Source organism: Gemmiger qucibialis (assembly GCF_027689445.1).
Classification (GTDB): domain Bacteria; phylum Bacillota; class Clostridia; order Oscillospirales; family Ruminococcaceae; genus Gemmiger; species Gemmiger qucibialis.
On sequence record NZ_JAQFEN010000001.1, the window covers coordinates 233159 to 253141 of the forward strand.

At 57.8% G+C, this 19983-nt stretch carries 23 protein-coding genes; 5 read left to right on the plus strand and 18 right to left on the minus strand.

Annotated elements, in window-relative coordinates; all coding sequences use genetic code 11:
• Positions 1 to 133 precede the first annotated feature (133 nt).
• The 3 genes from PG062_RS01060 to PG062_RS01070 all read left to right on the plus strand — a co-directional run bounded on the left by PG062_RS01060 (position 134) and on the right by PG062_RS01070 (position 2497).
• Positions 134 to 562: a hypothetical protein gene (locus tag PG062_RS01060; protein WP_333559365.1), complete on the plus strand. Its 429-nt coding sequence runs from the start codon at positions 134 to 136 to the stop codon at positions 560 to 562.
• A 325-nt stretch (positions 563 to 887) separates the two neighbouring features.
• A complete protein-coding gene (locus PG062_RS01065) occupies positions 888 to 1757 on the plus strand; it encodes a DUF5685 family protein (RefSeq protein WP_270750655.1) in 870 nt (289 codons plus the stop codon).
• Positions 1754 to 2497, plus strand: coding sequence for a J domain-containing protein (locus PG062_RS01070; protein ID WP_270750657.1), 744 nt, complete (start codon positions 1754 to 1756; stop codon positions 2495 to 2497). The genes PG062_RS01065 and PG062_RS01070 overlap by 4 nt, the downstream gene beginning before the upstream one ends.
• A 275-nt stretch (positions 2498 to 2772) precedes the next feature.
• Here PG062_RS01070 and PG062_RS01075 read toward each other — a convergent pair whose 3' ends face one another.
• From PG062_RS01075 to deoD, 4 genes are all read right to left on the minus strand, one after another.
• Positions 2773 to 3969, minus strand: coding sequence for a BMP family lipoprotein (locus PG062_RS01075; RefSeq protein WP_270750659.1), 1197 nt, complete (start codon positions 3967 to 3969; stop codon positions 2773 to 2775).
• Positions 3970 to 4102: 133 nt separating this feature from the next.
• The gene (locus tag PG062_RS01080; RefSeq protein ID WP_270750661.1) at positions 4103 to 5296 is read right to left on the minus strand and encodes a BMP family lipoprotein; all 1194 of its coding nucleotides are present in this window, start codon (positions 5294 to 5296) and stop codon (positions 4103 to 4105) included.
• A 40-nt stretch (positions 5297 to 5336) separates the two neighbouring features.
• Complete coding sequence (locus tag PG062_RS01085) at positions 5337 to 5771, minus strand: cytidine deaminase (protein WP_270750662.1); 435 nt, start codon at positions 5769 to 5771, stop codon at positions 5337 to 5339.
• On the minus strand, positions 5768 to 6490 hold the full coding sequence (gene deoD / locus PG062_RS01090; protein WP_270750663.1) for a purine-nucleoside phosphorylase: 723 nt from the start codon (positions 6488 to 6490) through the stop codon (positions 5768 to 5770). The genes PG062_RS01085 and deoD overlap by 4 nt, the downstream gene beginning before the upstream one ends.
• A gap of 351 nt (positions 6491 to 6841) precedes the next feature.
• Here deoD and PG062_RS01095 point away from each other — a divergent pair, with 351 nt between their 5' ends.
• Both PG062_RS01095 and PG062_RS01100 read left to right on the plus strand, forming a co-directional pair.
• The gene (locus tag PG062_RS01095) at positions 6842 to 7756 is read left to right on the plus strand and encodes a radical SAM protein (RefSeq protein WP_270750665.1); all 915 of its coding nucleotides are present in this window, start codon (positions 6842 to 6844) and stop codon (positions 7754 to 7756) included.
• Positions 7757 to 7783: 27 nt separating this feature from the next.
• Entirely contained in the window at positions 7784 to 9667 is a 1884-nt protein-coding gene (locus PG062_RS01100; RefSeq protein ID WP_270750666.1) for a hypothetical protein, read from the plus strand.
• Between the two features lie 272 nt (positions 9668 to 9939).
• Here the strand turns inward: PG062_RS01100 and PG062_RS01105 are convergent, their stop codons facing one another.
• The 14 genes from PG062_RS01105 to dtd form a co-directional block, all read right to left on the minus strand.
• Entirely contained in the window at positions 9940 to 10785 is an 846-nt protein-coding gene (locus tag PG062_RS01105; protein ID WP_270750667.1) for an NYN domain-containing protein, read from the minus strand.
• Positions 10786 to 10792: 7 nt separating this feature from the next.
• Positions 10793 to 11935 carry a THUMP domain-containing class I SAM-dependent RNA methyltransferase gene (locus PG062_RS01110; RefSeq protein ID WP_270750668.1) on the minus strand — a complete coding sequence of 381 codons (1143 nt, stop codon included), beginning with the start codon at positions 11933 to 11935 and terminating at the stop codon, positions 10793 to 10795.
• A 170-nt stretch (positions 11936 to 12105) separates the two neighbouring features.
• Positions 12106 to 12606, minus strand: a complete 501-nt coding sequence (locus tag PG062_RS01115) for a S1 RNA-binding domain-containing protein (RefSeq protein WP_113999010.1) — start codon at positions 12604 to 12606, stop codon at positions 12106 to 12108.
• Positions 12607 to 12798: 192 nt separating this feature from the next.
• Complete coding sequence (locus PG062_RS01120; protein ID WP_113999009.1) at positions 12799 to 13080, minus strand: FtsB family cell division protein; 282 nt, start codon at positions 13078 to 13080, stop codon at positions 12799 to 12801.
• Between the two features lie 105 nt (positions 13081 to 13185).
• The gene (locus PG062_RS01125; RefSeq protein WP_270750669.1) at positions 13186 to 13674 is read right to left on the minus strand and encodes a hypothetical protein; all 489 of its coding nucleotides are present in this window, start codon (positions 13672 to 13674) and stop codon (positions 13186 to 13188) included.
• On the minus strand, positions 13674 to 14009 hold the full coding sequence (locus PG062_RS01130; protein WP_113999007.1) for a YabP/YqfC family sporulation protein: 336 nt from the start codon (positions 14007 to 14009) through the stop codon (positions 13674 to 13676). Before PG062_RS01130 ends, PG062_RS01125 begins: the two co-directional genes overlap by 1 nt.
• 86 nt (positions 14010 to 14095) lie before the next feature.
• Positions 14096 to 14341 carry an RNA-binding S4 domain-containing protein gene (locus PG062_RS01135; protein WP_113999006.1) on the minus strand — a complete coding sequence of 82 codons (246 nt, stop codon included), beginning with the start codon at positions 14339 to 14341 and terminating at the stop codon, positions 14096 to 14098.
• 137 nt (positions 14342 to 14478) lie between these two features.
• Positions 14479 to 14751, minus strand: a complete 273-nt coding sequence (hbs, locus tag PG062_RS01140; RefSeq protein ID WP_113999005.1) for a non-specific DNA-binding protein Hbs — start codon at positions 14749 to 14751, stop codon at positions 14479 to 14481.
• 45 nt (positions 14752 to 14796) lie between these two features.
• Entirely contained in the window at positions 14797 to 15486 is a 690-nt protein-coding gene (locus PG062_RS01145) for a MazG family protein (RefSeq protein WP_113999066.1), read from the minus strand.
• A gap of 133 nt (positions 15487 to 15619) precedes the next feature.
• Entirely contained in the window at positions 15620 to 16120 is a 501-nt protein-coding gene (locus PG062_RS01150) for a zinc ribbon domain-containing protein (RefSeq protein WP_270750671.1), read from the minus strand.
• 214 nt (positions 16121 to 16334) lie between these two features.
• Positions 16335 to 17279, minus strand: a complete 945-nt coding sequence (locus PG062_RS01155) for a uridine kinase family protein (RefSeq protein ID WP_270750673.1) — start codon at positions 17277 to 17279, stop codon at positions 16335 to 16337.
• Positions 17221 to 18711, minus strand: coding sequence for a coproporphyrinogen dehydrogenase HemZ (gene hemZ, locus PG062_RS01160; RefSeq protein ID WP_270750674.1), 1491 nt, complete (start codon positions 18709 to 18711; stop codon positions 17221 to 17223). Before hemZ ends, PG062_RS01155 begins: the two co-directional genes overlap by 59 nt.
• A 176-nt stretch (positions 18712 to 18887) precedes the next feature.
• Positions 18888 to 19496 carry an MBL fold metallo-hydrolase gene (locus tag PG062_RS01165; RefSeq protein WP_270750675.1) on the minus strand — a complete coding sequence of 203 codons (609 nt, stop codon included), beginning with the start codon at positions 19494 to 19496 and terminating at the stop codon, positions 18888 to 18890.
• Between the two features lie 12 nt (positions 19497 to 19508).
• The gene (gene dtd / locus PG062_RS01170; protein ID WP_270750677.1) at positions 19509 to 19964 is read right to left on the minus strand and encodes a D-aminoacyl-tRNA deacylase; all 456 of its coding nucleotides are present in this window, start codon (positions 19962 to 19964) and stop codon (positions 19509 to 19511) included.
• Positions 19965 to 19983 lie beyond the last annotated feature (19 nt).

Consider the following 19983-nt stretch of genomic DNA (forward strand, 5'->3'; position numbering starts at 1 on the left):
CTCCCTATTACTCCCTTTTGTTCAAATTCTGTTCCGAAGTCGTTCACGATTTAACCATAAATACATGCGATAATAATTGACATATTACAAAACGGTGTATCCGCTAACAACGCAACGGCCTGCTTTTTGGCTTTTGGGGTACACCTGTATTCAAAAGGATGGCGTGTTTAAGATGAAGGCATGGTTCCAGCGTTTTATGTCCGGGCGGTACGGCAGTGATACTTTTGGCAACTTTTTGTGCGTAACGGCGCTGGTCTGCCTGGTAATTGGGCTGTTTGTGGGCATCTTTTATTATATCGGGCTTCTGCTGCTGCTTTATGCGTACTTCCGCATGCTCAGCCGCAACGTACACAAGCGCTATGCAGAAAACATTGCCTTTATGCAGAAAACCGCTGGTGTGCGCGCCAAGTTCGGCCAGCTGCAGCAGCGGTTTGCCCTGCGCAAAACCTACCGCTATTTTTCCTGCCCGCACTGCCGCCAGCAGGTACGCGTGCCCAAGGGCCGCGGCAAAATTTCCATCACCTGCCCCAAATGCGGCACCCAGTTCATTAAAAAAAGCTAAGGCAGCACCGCACAATTCCCGCCTGACGGCTTAAGCACCGCTCCGGCGGCTGCGGCACGGCATCTGCATTGCCAAAATGCTCGATCATGTCGGGTTGCGGTACCCGCATCGTGCTTCGGGGGCAAAAGCCCCTCGCACTCTGCGACCGCTGCCCCTGCTTCGGTTCGCTGTTTCCGCCACTGGCGGCGCTCACCTTTGCAGCATCCAGTATTATCTGCGCTTTTGGCTTAGCATCTGCCGTACCTCGCTCGCCGTATCGGCACTTAGAATTATGCGGTATTGCCCTAAAGGTTTTCCCTTCACTTCGATGAAAGGTTGACGCTGCGTGTTTGGATATGTTACCATTTATCAGAAAGATTTAGACAATGCCGCAATGGACTGCTACCAGGCGTACTATTGCGGGCTTTGCCAATCTTTGGGCCGCAAATACGGCACGGCGGCGCGCATGGCGCTGAGCTATGATATGACCTTTGCCGCGCTGCTGCTGACCGCCCTGTATGACCCGCCCACACAGACTTCGCAGGGGCGGTGCGCGCCGCATCCGCTGCGCACCCGGCCGCGGGCCGTGAACGAATTCACCGATTACGCTGCGGACATGACGGTGGTACTGGCCTATTACAATTATCTGGATGACTGGCAGGACGACCACAAACGCAGCCGCCTGCGGCTGGCAAAGCAGCTTGAGCCGCATCTAGAAAACATCCGCCGCCAGTGGCCGCGCCAGTGCGAGGCCATCCACACCAAGCTGGATGAGCTGAACCGCCTGGAAAGCGCCAACAGCACCGACCTGGATGCCCTTTGCAATGCCTTTGGCGCATTGCTGGGCGCGGTGTTCAGCCCGCGGGAGGATTTCTGGTCCCCTGCCCTGACGCAGATGGGCCGCGGGTTGGGCGGGTTCATCTATTTGATGGATGCCTATGATGATTTAAAAAAAGATGCCCGGCACGGCAGCTTTAATGCACTGGCCGCCACCAAACAGGCGTTTGGCAGCGATACTGCCGGGTTTGAGACGCGCTGCCGCGAGCTGCTGACCCAGCAGATGGCCCTTTGCGCCCAGAACTTTGAACTGTTGCCGATTTTGAAAGATACCCCCGAAGGTCAGCTTTTGCACAACACGATTTACGCGGGGGTGTGGAGCAAGTACGCGCTGGTGAAAGCCACACGCACACCACGGAAGGGGAAACAAAACGAATGAACGATCCGTACAGTGTTCTTGGCATTACGCCGGGCGCCGATGAGGAAACCATTAAAAAAGCATACCGCCAAAAGTGCAAGCAATACCACCCAGATTTACACCCGGACGACCCCACCTGCGAGGACAAGTTTAAAGATGTACAGGCCGCTTACAGCGAGGTCATGCGGATGCGTTCCGGCGGCGGGCCCAGTGCATCCAGCAGCGGCTCTTCCAGCTATTATGGGCAGCGCAGCAGCGGCGGCAGCCAACAGCAGTACCAGGATCCGTTTGGCTTTGGGTTCGGGTTTGACCCCTTTGGCTTTGGCGGCACCTATGGCGGGGCCAGCAGCAGCTATGACCGCCGGGAATCGCCGGAGATGCAGGCCGCCAACAACTATATCCGCAACGGGTACTATGCAGAAGCGATGAATGTTCTGGAAGGCATTGCCTCCGCTGACCGGGCCGCTCGCTGGCATTATTATGCCGCGCTGGCAAGTTCCGGCCTGGGTAACAACATCCGCGCCCAGAACGAAGCCCGCACCGCTGTGGACATGGAGCCCGGCAATTACGAGTACCAGAACCTTTTGGACCGGCTGCAGAACCCCGGACGGGCGTACTCCACTTATCAGCAGGCATACACCCAGCCCGGCAGCCGCCAGCACGGCATGAACTTTTGTTTGCAGGCCTGGCTGTACCTGATGCTTTGCAACCTGTGCAGCATTTGCTGCTGCGGTGGGCGCGGTGGATTTTATATTTGCTGAGCAGGGGTTGGAAGTAATTTTTAGCGTTGAATCAATATAAAGCGAACGCATGTGGTTACCCGTTGGGGCCGCATGCGTTCGTTTTGGTTTTGGGTGCTATTTTATTATATGAATCGCGGGGAGATCGTAAATACGCTAGCGGGTACATATCATGAATGGTGATTACCTCACGGTAGGGACGTTTTCATAGGTTTACTCCATAAAAATAACCGCCCCCGGCCAGTTTCCCGGCGGGGGCGGTGTGCTTGTTAATTCAAACCCTGTTCAGGCAAAAATCAGACCTGGTAATCCACGGTGATGTTGCTGCTGGTGGTGGGCTTGGTGGCATCGTCAGAGTTGTTATCCACCTTGATTTCGCCGTTGCGGATTTTCTCCAGAACGGTGTTGTACTCGTCCATGGTGAAAGTGCTAAAGTTCCAGCTTGCTTCGTCGGTGGGCAGGCCAACATAGTCGCCCTCTTCCAGGCCAAAGTTGCCGTTGGTGCCAGCGATGGTGCTCCAGTCGCCTGCATTGACGGTATCCAGGCCATTCTTAACGGCAGCGCCCAGACCCTTCATGGCGGAGGTAACAAACGGGTTTGCCTTGTACTTGCCGGACTCAACACCCTCAACGCCCAGGTAGTTCTGGTCAACGTCAACGCCGATCAGCTTGCCGTCATGCTTGTCAGCAGCTTCAGCAGCAGAAGTCCAGATGCCGCCGCCGCAGGCGAACACAACTTCGGTGCCGCCATCGTACCAGCCGTCCATCTTAGCGGTGATCTTTTCATCGCCATAGAACTGAGCGCCGTAGTAGTAGTTCATCTGAACGTTAATGCCCAGCTCCTGTGCTGCAGCATCAGCACCCTGAACATAGCCGTAACCATAGCGGATAACGGCGGGCACCGCCTGACCGCCCAGGAAGCCCAGCTTGGTGAAGCCGTCCTTGACAGCTGCATAGCCAGCCAAGTAGCCGGCTTCTTCTTCCTTAAAGGTCACGCAGAACACGTTTTCGGGGATGGTGCCGTTCTCACGGTTGATATCAAAGCCGTTCACATCAACTGCGATGAAGTGAACATCAGGATACTCGGTGGCACCCCAGGCCAGAGCAGGACCATACAGGTAACCAACGCATACGATGGTGTTTGCGCCCTCGGCGACAGCCTGACGGATCAGGGTCTCGCGGTCTTCATCGCTGGCGTCCTCGCCGGAAGGCAGGTAGTAGTTGTACTCGATGCCGTTCTCATCGCCGTAGCCCTTAACAGCTTCCCAGCAGCCCTGGTTGAAGCTTTCATCGTCCAGGGTGCCAACATCGCAGCACTGGGCAATGCCGGTGATGTTGTCAGAACCGGTTGCTTCAGCAGTAGCAGCGGAATCGCTGGTAGCCTCGGTAGAAGCAGCAGCGCTGGAAGAAGTGGTGCTGCTGGCAGAGCTGCCGCAAGCAGCCAAAGAGAGTGCCATGCAGGCAGCCATGGTCAAAGCAAGATACTTTTTCATGTGTGATCTCCTTATTTTTTTATCAGGGGCGCATGGTTTGCATCCCCTCTCATACATCCTATTATACCGTCTGGCAGTGCTTTTTTCAATGTGTAAAGCATTACAAAAGCATGACAATGCCCTTTGGTTCCTGTTACCGGTTCGGCTGATCCACCGTCACATTCTGGGTCTGCGGCATTGCCGTGGTATCAGAATAGCGTTCCACCTTTACAGTGCCTGCTGCCATACGCTGGTACAGCTCACGATATTCTTCGCCGGTAAAGGTCTTCAGCCGCCATTCCTGCGTGGCAAGGCCCACGGCATCCACTTCGGTGCCAAGGGTCTCGGTCTGGCCGCTGTGGTCCTGGTCCCAGTTGTTCTGCGTGCCGAACAGGTACAGTTCATTCTGCACCACGGTGCTGTAGCAGTTCACAGCGCTGGTTATCACCGAGCTGCTCTGCCCGGCGCAGTCCCAGCCGGTGGCGATCACTTCGCGGCCGCTTTTCTCTGCGGCCTGTATGCAGCTGTCCGCCAGTTCCGGCGTGGCCGCCATAACCACCTGGAAGCCCTCGTTATACCAACCGCAGACATAATCCGTCAGGTCATCATCGCTGGCCGTCATGCTGCTGTACCAGATGCGGATATACACCTGCACGCCCATGCTGTCGGCTGCGGCTTCCGCCCCCTGCACAAAGCCGGTGGCGTAACGCACGGTGCTGGGCAGCGGCTCGCCGCCAAGCACCGCCATGCTGGTGTTGCCCTCCCGCACGGCGGCATACCCGGCCAGGTAAGCAGCCTGTTCTTCACGGAAGAGAACGCAGTGCACGTTGGCGGATGTGCGGTAGTCGGTGTAATCCTCGGAATGCGGCTCATCCCCGATCATCAGGTAGTTGACTGTGGGGTAATTATCCTGGATGTCATACAAGGCGGCGGCCATCTCGCTGCCATAACACACCACCAGTCCCGCACCGCTTTGGGCGGCGCTGTTCAGGGCTGCTTTGGCAGCATCCAGGCTGGTATCCGCCGCAGTAAACTGCTGTGCGGTATAATTAAAATTGCTGCAAAACGTCTGCACGCCGTGCCATACAGCCGCACCGGCACCGATATCCGTTCCCTCGGCACCAACTGCCAGCGCGATTGCGGCTCCGGCGCCGTCCAGCGGCTGGTTCACTTTTTCTGCCGTAAGTTCATACAGGGCATCGTCCGTCAGCACCTGTTCCTGATCCTGTACAGCAGGTTCAGAGGAAGCGCTGCTGCCGCAGCCCACCAGCGCCAGCCCAAAGGCCAGCGCCAACAACAGGCAAAGCAGCCGCCGGGCTGCAAAACGTTTGTTCTGGGGTAAAGACATGGGTGGAATAATCTCCTTTTATTGGGGTAAATGAGCCGCCTTAATTGGCCCCCGGCTCGATTTCAAGATTGGTCGGGCCAAAGCCGTAGGGCAGCAGGTCGCCCAGGGTCGTTTCGATGTAATCATCCTCGCTTTTGGCCATCAGCACCCGCAGCCTGGGGCCGCAGAATTCATACAGAGCCTGGCGGCAGACGCCGCACGGACCGGTGACAAGGGTGTTCTTTTTGCCGTCCAGGCTGCCCACAATGGCAATATCGGTAAACTCGGTCACGCCCTCGCTGACCGCCTTGAACAGCGCGGTGCGCTCGGCACAGTTGGTGGGGGTATAGCCGGCGTTTTCGATGTTGCAGCCGGTATATACCATTCCGTTTTTGGCCAGCAGCGCCGCGCCCACCTTAAAGTGTGAATACGGCGTGTAGGCAAAGCTGCGCGCCTTGAACGCTGCGCGGATCAGTTCCGCATCCGTCGGCTTCATTCCAGCACCGCCCCCAGTGCAACTTTCATCATGGCGGTAAAGCTGGTCTGGCGCTCTTCTGCCGTGGTGATTTCGGGGCTGACGAAGCTGTCCGAGATCGTCAGGATACAGGCAGCATGTTTGCCCAGCACCTTGGCGTTGTGGAACAGCGCAAAGCTCTCCATCTCAACCGCCAGGCAGCCTTTTTCGTCGCGCAGAACTTCCCAGTAGGTGGGGCGTGCGCCGCTATCCTCGCGGTAGAACACATCGGAGGAATGGATGGTGCCTTCAATCAGGGGAATGCCCTGCTTTTTGGCGGAAGCGCGCAGCGCGTTGTTCAGTTCCTCGCTGGGCTTCTGGATGTCGTCGGTATCGCCGGACTGGGTCACGGCATAGTTGCTTTCGGAGTAAGCGCCGGTAGCCAGAACCACATCAAAGATCTTGGCCTTGGGGGTATAGGAGCCGGCAGAGCCAATGCGGATGATGTTCTCTACCCCATACTGGCTGTACAGCTCATAGGAGTAGATGCCGATGGACGGCATGCCCATGCCGCTGCCCATCACGCTGACAGGGTGGCCCTGGTAGGTACCGGTATAACCCAGCATGCCGCGCACATCGGTAACAAGGCGCGGTTTTTCCAAAAAGGTTTCGGCAATAAATTTGGCGCGCAGGGGGTCGCCGGGCATCAGCACGGTTTTGGCAAAATCGCCGGGGTTGGCGCGGTTGTGTGGGGTAGACATATCAGATACGCTCCTTTATGTTGGGGCAACACCGCACAATTCCCGCCTTGCGGCTTAAGCACCGCTCCGGCAGCTGCGGCACGGCATCTGCGTTGCCAAAATGCTCGATAAGACATCCAGTATTATCTGCGCTTTTGGCTTGGCATCTGCCGCACCTCGCTCGCCGTATCGGCACTTAGAATTATGCGGTATTGCCTTGGATTTTTGCGGCCGGTTGGCCAGCCGCTGTGTTCCATGGTTTGTTTTGCGGTCTATTCCATTTGGGTAGATATATATTTAGTATACCACATTTTTCCGTTTTGTGGTAAACTTAGTATGAATTCACCACAAAGTTTTTCGGGGGTGTTGTTAATGCAGCTGCCTGAGCACTGCACCTTATGCCCGCGGCGTTGCGGGGCCAACCGCGCGGCGGGCCGCACCGGCTATTGCGGCGCGGGGGATACCCTGCTGGCCGCCCGCGCCGCCCTGCACCATTGGGAGGAGCCCTGCCTGAGCGGGGACCCCAACGCCGCGACCGGCAGCGGCACGGTATTTTTTACCGGCTGCACCCTGCAATGCTGCTACTGCCAGAATTACAAGATCAGCCAGCAGGGCCTTGGCAAGCCGCTGACGGCGGAGCGCCTGGCTGAAATTTTTATGGAATTGCAGCAAAAAGGCGCCAAAAACCTGAACCTTGTCACCGCAACGCAATGGCTGCCGTGGGTGACGCAGGCGCTGGATGCCGCCTGCCGCAATGGGTTGACCCTGCCGGTGGCCTATAACACCGGCGGGTACGAAACCGTGGAAACCGTAAAGGCTCTGGCCGGGTATGTGGACATCTGGCTGGCGGATTACAAATATGCCAGCCCCGCCCTGGCGAAAGAGCTTTCTGCCGCGCAGGATTACCCACAGGTGGCGCACGCCGCCATCCGCCAAATGCTGTTGCAGACCGGTGCCCCAGTGTACGATGCCGACAGCTACCTGCAAAAAGGCGTGATTGTGCGCCACCTTGCCCTGCCCGGCCACAGTGATGACAGCCTTGCCGTTTTGCAGCGCCTGGCCGACCTGCGGCAGGAAACCGGTGTGTCGTTTGTGCCCAGCCTGATGAGCCAGTTCACCCCGTTTTACCGCGCCGCGGAGCACGGTTTGGGGCGGCGCATTACCACCTACGAATACCGCAAAGTGGTTGACCGCGCCATCGCCCTTGGCCTGACGGACGGCTACATGCAGGAAAAAAGCAGTGCCCGCGAGGAATACACCCCGCCGTTTGACCTGGAAGGGGTCTGATACGGTGGCTGCGCAAGGAGGTCTTGTGTGAACATCTTCTCTTTTGTCTATCTGGCGGTGTTCCTGCTGGCAGGCTTTTGCATTGCACGCAGGGCGCTGCCGCAGGCGGGGCTTTCGGTCAGCATTCCGCTGGGGTGTGGGTTCGGGGTCTCACTGCTGGCATTTGTTCCGGCCTGTTTTGCGGTGGTACTGGGTTTCCGGCTGCCTGCCCTTTTGTTGGCCACAGCTGTTGTGGCCGCGCTGGCCGCTTGGTTGGCGCGGCACGGCACGCCGTTCACCCGTGTACCGGATCCGGACGCCGCCGCTCTGTGGGCCTGTGTGCTACCCTTGGCTGTTGTTACCCTGTACCTGCTGCACACCCATGTGCTGCATCTGGTAGACGGCAGTTATCACACCGGGCAAAGCTGCTATGGCGATATGGCGATGCACCTGGGATTCATCAAAAACATTGCCGTTACCGGCAAGCTGCCGCCGGTGTATCCCCTGCTGGGCGGCGAGCACCGGTTCGGCTACCCGTTTTTGTGCGAGACCGTTTCCAGCGTTTTTCTGGTGCTGGGGGCAGACGCCCGCACCGCTTACCTGCTGCCCATGCTGGCCGCATTCATCAGCGTGTACGGCATGATGTGGCAGCTGGCGCGGCAGGTGTTGGGCAGCGCGGGCAAAGCTTGCCTGGCTTTTTGGCTGTTCTTTATGGGCAGCGGGTTCGGGTTTGTGTATTTCCTTGGCAGCGCCGAGGCGTTTGCCGGCATCTTTACCGGGTTTTACACCACCCCCACCAACTACACTGCCGAAAACATCGTCTGGGTCAACCCCATCGTGGATCTGCTGATTCCACAGCGGGCCACCCTGTTTGGCTGGTGTGTGCTGTTTCCCGCGCTGTATCTGGTCTGGCGGTTCTGTATGGAGGAGGAAACCCGGCTTTGGCGGTATCTCGCCCTGCTGGTTCTGCCCCTGCCACTGATGCACACCCACAGCGCACTGGCGCTGGTGCTGATCTGCCTGGCGTGCGGGGTGTACACCCTGGTTTGCCGCCCCCGCACCAAGGCCGTGCTTGCCCCATGGGGATGGTTTGCCTTGGTGTGCGGCGTGGTCTGGCTGGTAGAAATGTGGAACACCGTGTTTGCCCAATCGCTGGACGGGCAGCACATGCTGCGGCTGCATTTGAACTGGATCAACGGGCAGGATGACGGCACCCTGAAAGACAATTATTTCTGGTTCTACATCAAAAATATCGGCCTTGTCTACCTGCTGCTGATCCCGGCATTTTTCCATGCCAAACCCAAGCAGCGCTGGCTGTACGGCGGCGGGTTGGCCATTCTGATTCTGGCGGAATTTGTTGTGTTCCAACCCAACAATTATGACAACAACAAGCTGCTGTATATCTGGCATCTGCTGGGCTGCCTGTTGGTGGCCAGCCTGCTGATGGATTGGTTCAACAAAGTTCGTGCTATCCCCTGGCGGGCGCTGGGGCTGTGCCTTTGCTGCTTTATCGCCATGTTTGGCAGTGTGCTGACTGTTGGACGCGAAGCGTTAAGCGACTACTGGCAGTGGAGCGCAGATGACATTGCCATGGCGGATTATATTGATGACAATGCGGAAACCGATGCAGTATTCCTGACCAGTGACAGCCACCTTTGCCCGGTGTTCAGCCTGGCCGGGCGGCGCATTTTGTGCGGCTCCGGCAGCTTTGTATACTACCACGGCATGAATTATACCGCTGAATACAACGCCATGCACCAGCTGTACGAGAATCCCGATGAAGTTTTCCTGGCGCAGTGGGGCATTGATTATGTGCTGTTTGACAGCTATGTGTTCAGCAACATCCAAAATGCGGACGAGAGCTGGTATGCAGCGCGCTATCCCCTTTGGTACGAGAACGGCGGCAGCCGCATTTATAAAATCAACGGATAAGTTTGTTCCGTATCAATTTTCCCAACATAAACAATCACTCCGCCGCGGGTCCGGTTTTCAGCTGGTCCTGCGGCGGAGTTTTTAGGCAATACCGCATAATTCTAAGTGCCGATACGGCGAGCGAGGTGCGGCAGCTGCTAAGCCAAAAGCGCAGATAATACTTTGTGTATTATCGAGCATTTTGGCAACGCAGGTGCCGTGCCGCAGCCGCCGGAGCGGTGCTTAAGCCGTAAGGCGGGAATTATGCGGTATTGCCTTTATTTTATAATTCTTTAAGACGACTTTTTATTGCGCGGCATCCGGCGCTTGGGGGCGGCTTTGCGGGGCTGGTTCTGCTTTTTGGGGGCAGCCTTTTTGGGCTGCGGGTGTACCCGCACAAACTGGATGGGGTTGCCGTTGGGCAGGGTACGCTCTTCCACTTCCAGCACCGGGAAGGACGCCAGGAATTTATTCAGGCTCTTGCTGCCAAAGTTACGCACATCAAAGTCCGGGTAGCGCTTGATGAGCTGGTCTCCCACGCGGGAGGTTCGCACCCAGCCGGTGCCATCGTCCATCTCGTCGATCATATCGCAGACCAGGCGGCAGATGGAATCGCGGTTGATGGCGGTATCGTCCCCCGCGCCAACCTGGGCGGCGGCTTCGGCGGCAGCGGTGGAATCCGCGCTGGCATCTTCGCTTCCACCATGCTCCAAAATCAGGTCAAGGTACTTGAACTGGTCGCAGGCTTTCACAAAGGGACCAAGTGCCTTGCTTTCGCCCATGCCGATGACCAGCTTGCCGGCTTCGCGCAGGCGGGCGGCAAGGCGGGTAAAGTCCGAATCGGACGAAACGATGCAAAAGCCATCCACATTGCCCGCATACAGCAGATCCATGGCGTCAATGATCATGGCGCTGTCGGTTGCATTTTTGCCGGTGGTGTAGCTATACTGCTGGATGGGAATGATGGAGTTGTTCAGCAGCACATCCTTCCAGCTTTTCAGGCGGGCATCAGACCAATCGCCGTAAATACGTTTGCAGGCCGCCACGCCAAAGGACGCAGCTTCATCCAAAATCACCTTTACATATTTGGGGCTGATGTTATCCGCATCGATCAGAACTGCCAGTTTCAGATCCTGCATCGCAGCCTCACTTCCTTACCGGTTTGACCGGGCGGTCAAAGTACATATAAATCTGGCAGGGGATCATGCCGTTATAAATTTTGCGGCGCTTGGCGGCCTTTTTGCCAAAGTGGGCTTCAAAATCAGCATCCGCCGTAATGGCATACAATCCTGCGGTGGGGCTTGCCTGCCACACCTGGCCCAGGGTGTGGGCCAGAGCGGCGGCTTCGGCGGCATCGCCCAGGCGCTCGCCGTAAGGCGGGTTGGTCAGAATGATGGAGCTGGGGCGCGGGGCAAAGTCTTTTACGTCTGCCACCTCAAAGCGGCAGCGATCCCCCACCCCGGCCAGCTTGGCGTTGGCGTTGGCCAGCGCCACAGCGTTGGGGTCAATATCAAAGCCAAAGCCCTCGAACCCGGCATCCAGGCGGGAAGCCGCCAGCGCTTTCTGGCGCTCCTCCGCCCAAACGGCAGCGGGCACAAAGTCATAGTGCTCGGCGGCAAAGCGGCGGCGCAGGCCGGGGGCGATGTTCAGTGCTTTCTGGGCTGCTTCGATCACCAACGTACCGGAACCGCAGAAAGGATCCTGCACAGTGCTGTCGCGCCGGATAAAACCGACATCGGCAATGGTAGCGGCCAGCGTTTCCTTGATGGGGGCCAGCGTGGCGTTTTTGCGATAACCGCGCTTATGCAAGCCGTCGCCGGAGGTATCCAGCATCACTTCCACCACGTTTTTACGCAGGGCAAAGCGGATTTTGTACAAAGCACCGGTTTCCGGCAGAGTGGTGGTTTTGTGGCCGTACTGCAGCCGCTTAACGATTGCCTTTTTGACAATGCTCTGGCAGGCAGGTACGCTGGAAAGCTGGCTGGACAGGCTGGAGCCCTTGACCGGGAACTGGGCATCCACCGGGATCAGCTCCTCCCACGGGATAGAGTAAACGCCGTCGAACAGTTCATCAAAAGTTGTGGCGGGGAAGGTTTTCAGCAGCAGCAGCACGCGCTCGGCGGTGCGCAGATTCAGGTTTGCTGCGGCGATCATGGCGGCATCACCCTCAAACGCCACGCGGCCATCCGTCACCTTTACGTTCTGCGCACCAAGGCGTTTGACCTCAAAGGAAAGGGTATGCTCGGTGCCAAAAAAGCAGGGAGCCACCAAAGTATACATGTTGGGCATAGTGTGTCCTTTCTGGGGCTGTGCATGGCGCAGCCGGATATGCGGGGCCGGGCATATTGGGTCAGCCCCGCGGGATAAAAATTAGATTATGCCGTTACATAACCCAAAAAAGGCCCTGCCAAGCAGAGCCTGCATCTTATGGGCGTTGCAGTTGGCGTACGCTGCAGAAATCAGCCGCGGCGGCGGGAATACCCACCGCGATGATTCTCGGTAACGCGCTTGAGATCCGCAATTTTTTCTTCGCTCTGGGTCTTATAGCGTGCCATCATATCCTCAAAGCTCAGGTCGCCCTGCGGCTGCGAGGGTTTGGGCTGCCAGACACGGGGGGCTGCTTCGCGGCGGGGCGGGCGGCCGCCAGCCGGGCGTGCACCACCGTTACTGCCCTGCTGCCCTTGGGGGCGCGGGCTGCGGGGCGCGCGGGGTGCGCGCTCCGGTGCGGGCTGGGTCTGCTTGATGGACAGTGCAATCTTGCCATCCGGCGCGATGGAGATGACCTTAACCTTAACGGTCTGGCCAGCTTCCAGCACGGTAGCAAGGTCCTGCACAAACTCATAGCTTACCTCAGAAATGTGAACAAGGCCGGTTTTGCTTTCCGGCAGGGCAACGAAGGCGCCAAACGGCTTAATGCCGGTAACTTTGCCTTCCAAGATGTCTCCAACCTGTAATGCCAAAACTATAATACCCCTTTGCTGCCCGGCAAAACTGCCGGGTATCGTTATTGATGGAACCTTTGCTTTCAGATTCCGCTTGTATGCCTTGCAGGCAAGGCCTGCACTGTTAAAGGCTGGTTGAGTCCGCAAAAAACAGAATCCAGCCTTTTGCATCTTCCATTGTACCTGGCATGGTAATCCGGCGTAATGCTGTTACTTGCCGCTCAGATCCACCCAAATGCGCTCATTGGGCTTGGCATAGCCATCGGCGCGGGCGCTGCGTTCAATAATCGCGTCTTTGCCATCGGCCAATGCGCGTCCCAGCTCTTCGTTTTGGGCCTGCTGGGCGCTGAGCTGTTCGCGCACCGCGGCGAGTTCCTGCTGTTTGGAGCCGATGGTGATCTGGCACTGGATCAAAGTAAAAAACAAAGAACAAAACAGTGCCGCCACAGCCAAGGGAAGCAAACGCCGCGCAATGCTTTTGTGTTGGTTCATGCGGCAGCGCCTCCTTCCGGGCAGGTATCAAAATGCCGTTGTGTGCAAACCATTGTACCGCCTGCCCGCACAAGATGGTCTTATGCAGGCATACTTAAATGCAGTTTAATTATATAATATTGTGTGCTTGTTTTGCAACACATTTTTCGGCTTTTTTCCGCTTTTCTTGCATGAATCTTGTGCGTTGTGCCGCCGGGCGTGCCGAATCTTTCTGATCCGGGCCAGCAGCCACTGTTTGAACGGGTGTACCGCATAGTCCGCCGCAAAGCGCAGCGGCCAGACCAGAACAAACACCGTGCCGCGCAGCGCCCTGTGCACCGCGTGGGAAACGCACCACCGCCAGCACAGTGCCCCCAGCCCCATGGCGGCGGCCATATACCAGCGCGCCGCCCCGGTAGCCGAAGCCCCCGCCGCGAAGCCGCAGCAGACAAAGGCTGCGGCAGCAAAGGCCAGCACATCCCACACAAAGCAGCGCACCGGGCCGCTGCCAAAGGCAAGGGTCGCCCCATCCCGTACAGCGCCAAGCAGCAGGCCCGCCCCAAGACAAAGCAGCACATCGCCCAGCACTGCCCACAGCGGCGGCGATGGCACCATCAACGCAGCAGGCGGGCCAGCAGCCCACCGCTCTGTTTTTTGCTCTGCTGGTTCTCGGTATACTGCAAATATTCGATCTGGCCGGAGATATGCACTTCCCCCGTGCGAACCGAAAGCTCGCTGACCTGCATTCCTTGCCCACCGATGGTCAGATCCCCCAGCGGAGTTTGCAGCGTTGCGCCCAGTTCATCACAGCTCACAATACGGGTCACACCGGTCACCGTCAGCCGGGCGCGGTTTTCCAGCGTCAGGGCATGGGCGCGCGGCGGAGCAGGCAGGTCGGATTGCTGGGGGGCATGTTCCCCAATCGGGTGCGGGCTGGTCAGTTCTGGCATGGCGGTTTCCTCCGGCAGCAGTTGTTGCTTACCCTATACCATATGCCGCACACCGCGCGGTTAGAACTCCCCCGCCCTGGTTTTTCTCAGCCTTCCAGGATCTCAAACAGCTCGCGGGCAACATCCTTGCCCTTGGGTTCATCAATAGAAAGCACCCGCACCTTGACGGGGCGGTTGCCGAAGGTAATCTCGATCACATCGCCGATCTTTACGGCATAGCTTGCCTTGGCGGGTTTGCCGTTCACGATCACGCGGCCCGCATCGGCCACATCATTGGCCAAGGTGCGGCGCTTGATCAGGCGGCTGACTTTCAGGTATTTATCCAGTCTCATGGTTCATCCTCATCTCTATGGCAGCGGTATTCCAGCCACCAGGCGGGAATCATGCGGCGCTGCCTATATCATAAAAGCCCGCCGCGTTTGGGTGCGGCGGGCTTTTTCATTCAGAGCGTATCTGACGCCTGAACAGATTACTGCACAGCGTCCTTCAGTGCCTTGCCAGCCTTAAATGCGGGCAGCTTGGAAGCAGCAATGGTCATGGGCTCTTTGGTCTGCGGGTTGCGGCCCTGGCGTTCCGGGCGCTCGCGGACTTCAAAGGTGCCAAAGCCAACCAGCGAAACTTTGCCGCCGTTCTTCAGCTCTTCGGTGATAGCAGCCAGTGCTGCGTTGACAGCCTTTTCGGCGTCTTTCTTGCTCATGCCAGCTTCAGCGGCAACGGATGCGATCAGTTCAACTTTGGTCATTTGTTATATACCTCCAAATTAAATAAATTGCGTTTTTTTGCCTTTTCAGGCTACCGGCCCGGCTGCTGTGCAAAATGCCTCGTTGGCTTTTTGCAGCGCCTGTTCGGGGTCTACCCCTGCCTGCCGGGCCAGATTGGCGGCGGCAAACAACAGTTCGCCCACAGCCTGTTCTGCCTGCGCGCTGGCGGGCTGCGCCGTTTGCAGGTTCTCCGCCGCGTCTGCCAAGGCTGCAGCATCGGCCCCCTGCAGGGCTGCGCCATGGCGTGCGGCGCGCTTTTGCAGCTTGGCCGCGCGCATCAGCGCGGGCATGGCACGGGGCACACTTTCAAGGTCATCGGCCAGGGTGCGGCGGCCCTTTTCTTTATTTTTGAGCGCATCCCAGTCTGTTATACCTTCGTAACCTGGTTGGGTGCCAAAAATATTTGGGTGCCGCTCAATCAGCTTTTGGCATACGCCATCGCAGACCTGTTCCCAGGTAAAGCGGCCGGTTTCCTGTTCCATGCAGGTATGGAAAGCAACCTGCATCAGCACATCGCCCAGCTCTTCACACATCAGCACCGGGTCATCCAGGTCCAATGCGTCCACAGCCTCATACGCTTCTTCCAGGAAGTTCATCCGAATTGATGTATGGGTCTGAACTTTATCCCACGGACAGCCGTTGACCGGATCCCGCAAAAGGGTGATAATGCGGACAAGATCATCTGCCGTGTACGGGCGGTTGTGCGGATATTCCATGCATGCTGCAATGCTGCCTGCCCAGGATGTACCAGGGTCCGCCTGAAAAAACAACAGGCAACATCATACCTCTCATTCTACCGTTTTGTCAAGGAAACAATACAAGTTGCTGTTTGACAGCCGAGTTACCTGTTTACAGCTGTGCGCCGCAATGGTTGCAGAACAGTGCGTCTGCATCCACATCTGCATGGCAGACGGGGCACTCTTTGGTCTCACCGCGCGGGCGGTCAGCCGCATCGGCCAGAGCCTGCTCCTCCTCGGGGGTCAGGCCGGCGGGGTCATCGTGATAGGTGGTGGGATCGTTGGGGTCCTCAGTCTCCTGCTCAGCCTCGGCAGCTTCAGCGGCAGCGGCCTCATCGGGGGTCATGCGGGCCTTGATTTCCTCAATCGCCTTTTCGATTTCGGCAATGTTCTCGATATATTTATCCACCAGGGGCTGGTTTTCCTCGTCTGCCTTATGCAGGCTGTAAACCAGTGCGCCCAGCTGGCGCTGTGCCTTGGCCAGGCGGTTCTGCTGGGATGCCAGATCCAGCTGGTTCTTGCCTTTATCTGCAATATCCATGGCTGCCTTGTAAGCGGTATCCACAAACTGCATGCTCTGTTCTTTGATCTTATTGATATCCAGTTCAAACATAATGTAACACCTCGTTATCATCTGGCCCCGGCAGGGCACTGCGCCACAGCTGCGCAGCCCGGCCGGGTGGAATGAAAAGCCGTAAAAATTTATTATTTTCGATTTCACGGCTTTTCCCTGTAAGGCTTATTATACCGTATCATTGCCTGGTTTTCAATCTTGTGGCGCAAAGAATTATGTCCAAATCGTAAACATTTGGACGTAACAGGAAGTTTTATTGGTTTTTGGCTCCAATGAACTCCCGCAGCATGCTTTTCTGTGGGATCAGCGCGGCATTAATGGGTACAAAATGCGCAAACCGGCTGCGCAAATCCGCCATGCGGCCCGCATTGGCGCTGGCCGTCAGCTGGTCAATATAATATTCCCAAATCCCCACCTCGCAGCTGAACGAAGTATCCAGCACAAGGTTCGCCCGATTCTTGAACGTCTTGATATACTGGTCCTCTGCCTTACAGACATGGGGCCACAGGCCGATGGTAAAATCGGCATCATGCCCGCGGAACCGCCAGTCCCGCGTAATGCGGCGGGCAAGGCGAACATCGCGGGTGGCGATCAGCCGCGCACCGTCCGGTCCGGCATATTCTTCCCGCAGGCTGGCGTAAATATTCAGCACAGCATCCTGCGGCAAAGTCTCGGTCAGGATGGGGTTAAAGGCGTGCAGTCCCTCCACAACCACCACACCGTCGGTGCAGTCGATGTGCTGGGTCTGCGGGGCGGGCAGCTGGGTCATAAAGTCAAAGATCGGCGCATCACACACGCCGGTCTGGGCCAGCTGCTGCAGGCAGTGCTGCACCAGCGGGATATCCAGCGCTTCCACGCATTCGTAATCATCCCGGCCATCCGGCTGTTTGGGGTAGCGGCCCTCGCCCACAAAAAAGTCGTCCAGGCTCAATACCCGGCTGCGCACGCCTTTGCTGCGCATGGCGGCGGCCAACTTGTTGGCGCTGGTGGTTTTGCCCGCAGCGGAAGGCCCCGTCAGCATGACAATACGGCGGCCGGATGCCAGAACATAGGCCGCGGCGGCATCAATGCGGCTCTGGTACTGCTGTTCGCTCAGCTGCACCAAATCAGCCGGGTTGTGCGCGGCAAGGTTGAGCAGCTCACACCCCACCATGCGCTTGGGGGCGCGCGGATTCACCACAGTTGGGATATTGGTCATAGAACTGTTTCACTCCTTCCTTGCGTGCAAGGATCGTGTCAAAACGGTCGATATATTCTGTCGGGTACTTATAATTAAAGATACGCTCGATCTTGCCGTGACGTGCACCGGGGGCCACCAGCTTTGTAGAACCGCCCGCACCGACAGAAAGAATGGTGTGGACTTCCTCCATGATATAGATATTATACAGGCACTCGTACCCCGGCTTGCACCAGCCCACGTTTTCCAGGTTTTGCAGGGTGCCTTTTTGGCGGTACAGGTAGTAGGGGCGGTAACCGGCTTTTTCCAGCAGCTCGCAGCTTTCCACCATAGCGGCCACATCGGCATAATCCGCAGCGCGGTGCTCCACCACCAGGTTGGACGCCCGTTTCAGCGTGAGGGTATGCACAGTGATATTTTCCGGGTCCAAGTCTATGGCCGTCTGCAGGCTATGGCGGAAGCCTTCCACCGTATCCCCCGGCAGACCCGCAATCAAGTCCATGTTGATGTTATCATGCCCCACGCGGCGGGCGGTCCGGTAACAATCCAGGATATCCTGCGCCGTGTGGCGGCGGCCAATGTTGCGCAGCACTTCATCCGAGAATGTCTGCGGGTTGATGGAAATGCGGGTTGCGCCGTATTCTTTGATGATGCGCAGTTTTTCTTCGTCGGTGCAGTCAGGGCGGCCCGCTTCCACGGTAAACTCTTCCAGGGCGGGCAGGTCAAACTGCTCGGCCATGGTGCCCATCAGCTGGCGCAGCTGCTGCGCGTTGACGCTGGTGGGGGTGCCGCCGCCGATATACAGCGTTTTGATGCTGAGGTGTGCGGCGTCCGCAGCGGCGCGGGTAGCGGCAAGCTCCTTGCACAGGCAGTCCACGTAGGGGGCCACCAGCGCACGGCTGGATTTATCCCCCACCGTGCGGGAAACAAAGCTGCAATAGCTGCAGCGGGACGGGCAGAACGGAATGCCCGCGTACACACTGCAATCCATCGGCTGGGCGCGCTCCAGCACCGGGCGCTGCAGGTCCGCAATACTTTTGGCCATGGCAAAACGGCGCGGCGTGCAGTCAAAATGCTGCAAAAAGCGCTGTTCGATTTCTTCTTCGGTTTTGCCCTCGGCGCGCAGGTCATGGATGATGCGCACCGGGCGCACGCCGGTCATCATGCCCCAGGGCGGGCGGATACCGGTAACGCCGCACAGCATGGTGTACAGCATGCGGCACAGAGCATACTCCTGCGTGCGGGCATCCCCCTGGGGCGGGCGCTGCTGCACCCAGGTGGTTGTGCCGTTCTGCCGCACCAGAACCAGCAGCAGATACCTGTGAGCCACAGCCAGCACAAGGTCTGCGGTATCGTCCGGCAGGGTCTGGCTCAGCTCCGCCGCCGGGTAAAAGATGCGTGCGGTATGCTCGGCCTCATACCCAGCCGCCGCACCGCGCAATACAATTTGCATAAGAACCCCCGAATTGGAGGGAGGAGTTAGGCGTTAGGAGTTAGCGCGGAGCCGAGTCTGTTGTAATCCCGCTTATGCCAATACTGCCAAAACAGTACCCGGCGCATTGCAGGTATACCGCAAACTTTTAGGCCGCCACTTAACTCCTAACTCCTCCCTCCTAACTCCTACCTATCTTAAAATACTTCCCCCATCAGATATGGGTTGGACCGGCGTTCCTGGCCAAGGGTGGTAAAGCTTTCATGGCCGGGGTAGACGGTGGTTTCATCCGGCAGGGGCAGATCCGCCACCAGAGCAAGGCTGCGCTGCATCTCCGCCGGGCTGCCGCCGGGCAGGTCCACACGGCCGCAGCTGCCCGCAAACAGGGTATCGCCGCTGAACAGCCGGTCGCCGCAGGCGATGACCACGCCGCCGGGGGTGTGGCCCGGTGTGTGCCAGATGCGGAACGTCAGCTCATCCACCTGATACTCACTGTTGCCCGCAGGCCACGGGGCATCGATCAGATCCGGAGTCAGCGGGTACATCTGGTCGCCTTTGGCATCGGCCAGGTCCATATGCACCTTGGCGCCGGTGGCTTTTTTCAGAGCCGTCACACTGCCCACATGGTCATAATGGCCGTGGGTGAGGAAAATGTCCGTCAGGGTTGCGTTATTCTCTTTCAGCTGAGCCAGATAGGTTTCGGCCTCGGCAGCGGGGTCCACCACAACGGCATGCCCGGCGGCGGTGATCAGCAAAAAGGTATTGGTGTACAGCGGCCAAACGCCGTGGATATGGATCAATTTCATGGTTGTGCTCCTTTACTTCCACTCATCGGTATCAATGATGATGGTCACCGGACCATCGTTGACAAGGCTGACCTGCATATCGGCCCCAAACTCGCCATGCTGAACGTCTTTCAGTCCCTGGGCGTTCATCAGCTCCTGCAAAAAGGCATCATAAGCGCTTTTGGCGGTCTCCCCTTTTGCGGCATGGATAAAGCTGGGCCGTTTACCGCGGGAGGTATCGCCATACAAGGTAAAGTTGCTGACGACAAGAACCGAATAGCCAAGTTCCACCGCGCTGCGGTTCAACTTGCCCTCATCATCGGCAAAAATGCGCAGCCCGGCGCATTTGGCTGCCAGCTTGGGGATAATGGCGGGGTCGTCACCATCCTTTACCCCAAGCAAAATCATCAGCCCCGGCCCGATGGTGCGGGGATCGCCGCCGTTGACCACAACGGACGCCGAGGAAACACGCTGAAGCACAGCACGCATAACACAGTTCTCCTTATTC

Excerpts from the sequence above, each read along its gene's own strand:
- PG062_RS01070 (WP_270750657.1), top strand. The coding sequence starts at position 1,754 with ATGAACGATCCGTACAGTGTTCTTGGCATTACGCCGGGCGCCGATGAG.
- PG062_RS01075 (WP_270750659.1), bottom strand. The coding sequence starts at position 3,969 with ATGAAAAAGTATCTTGCTTTGACCATGGCTGCCTGCATGGCACTCTCT.
- PG062_RS01080 (WP_270750661.1), bottom strand. The coding sequence starts at position 5,296 with ATGTCTTTACCCCAGAACAAACGTTTTGCAGCCCGGCGGCTGCTTTGC.
- PG062_RS01085 (WP_270750662.1), bottom strand. The coding sequence starts at position 5,771 with ATGAAGCCGACGGATGCGGAACTGATCCGCGCAGCGTTCAAGGCGCGC.
- deoD (WP_270750663.1), bottom strand. The coding sequence starts at position 6,490 with ATGTCTACCCCACACAACCGCGCCAACCCCGGCGATTTTGCCAAAACC.
- PG062_RS01095 (WP_270750665.1), top strand. The coding sequence starts at position 6,842 with ATGCAGCTGCCTGAGCACTGCACCTTATGCCCGCGGCGTTGCGGGGCC.
- PG062_RS01105 (WP_270750667.1), bottom strand. The coding sequence starts at position 10,785 with ATGCAGGATCTGAAACTGGCAGTTCTGATCGATGCGGATAACATCAGC.
- PG062_RS01110 (WP_270750668.1), bottom strand. The coding sequence starts at position 11,935 with ATGCCCAACATGTATACTTTGGTGGCTCCCTGCTTTTTTGGCACCGAG.
- PG062_RS01120 (WP_113999009.1), bottom strand. The coding sequence starts at position 13,080 with ATGAACCAACACAAAAGCATTGCGCGGCGTTTGCTTCCCTTGGCTGTG.
- PG062_RS01125 (WP_270750669.1), bottom strand. The coding sequence starts at position 13,674 with ATGGTGCCATCGCCGCCGCTGTGGGCAGTGCTGGGCGATGTGCTGCTT.
- PG062_RS01130 (WP_113999007.1), bottom strand. The coding sequence starts at position 14,009 with ATGCCAGAACTGACCAGCCCGCACCCGATTGGGGAACATGCCCCCCAG.
- PG062_RS01135 (WP_113999006.1), bottom strand. The coding sequence starts at position 14,341 with ATGAGACTGGATAAATACCTGAAAGTCAGCCGCCTGATCAAGCGCCGC.
- hbs (WP_113999005.1), bottom strand. The coding sequence starts at position 14,751 with ATGACCAAAGTTGAACTGATCGCATCCGTTGCCGCTGAAGCTGGCATG.
- PG062_RS01145 (WP_113999066.1), bottom strand. The coding sequence starts at position 15,486 with ATGGAATATCCGCACAACCGCCCGTACACGGCAGATGATCTTGTCCGC.
- PG062_RS01150 (WP_270750671.1), bottom strand. The coding sequence starts at position 16,120 with ATGTTTGAACTGGATATCAATAAGATCAAAGAACAGAGCATGCAGTTT.
- PG062_RS01155 (WP_270750673.1), bottom strand. The coding sequence starts at position 17,279 with ATGACCAATATCCCAACTGTGGTGAATCCGCGCGCCCCCAAGCGCATG.
- hemZ (WP_270750674.1), bottom strand. The coding sequence starts at position 18,711 with ATGCAAATTGTATTGCGCGGTGCGGCGGCTGGGTATGAGGCCGAGCAT.
- PG062_RS01165 (WP_270750675.1), bottom strand. The coding sequence starts at position 19,496 with ATGAAATTGATCCATATCCACGGCGTTTGGCCGCTGTACACCAATACC.
- dtd (WP_270750677.1), bottom strand. The coding sequence starts at position 19,964 with ATGCGTGCTGTGCTTCAGCGTGTTTCCTCGGCGTCCGTTGTGGTCAAC.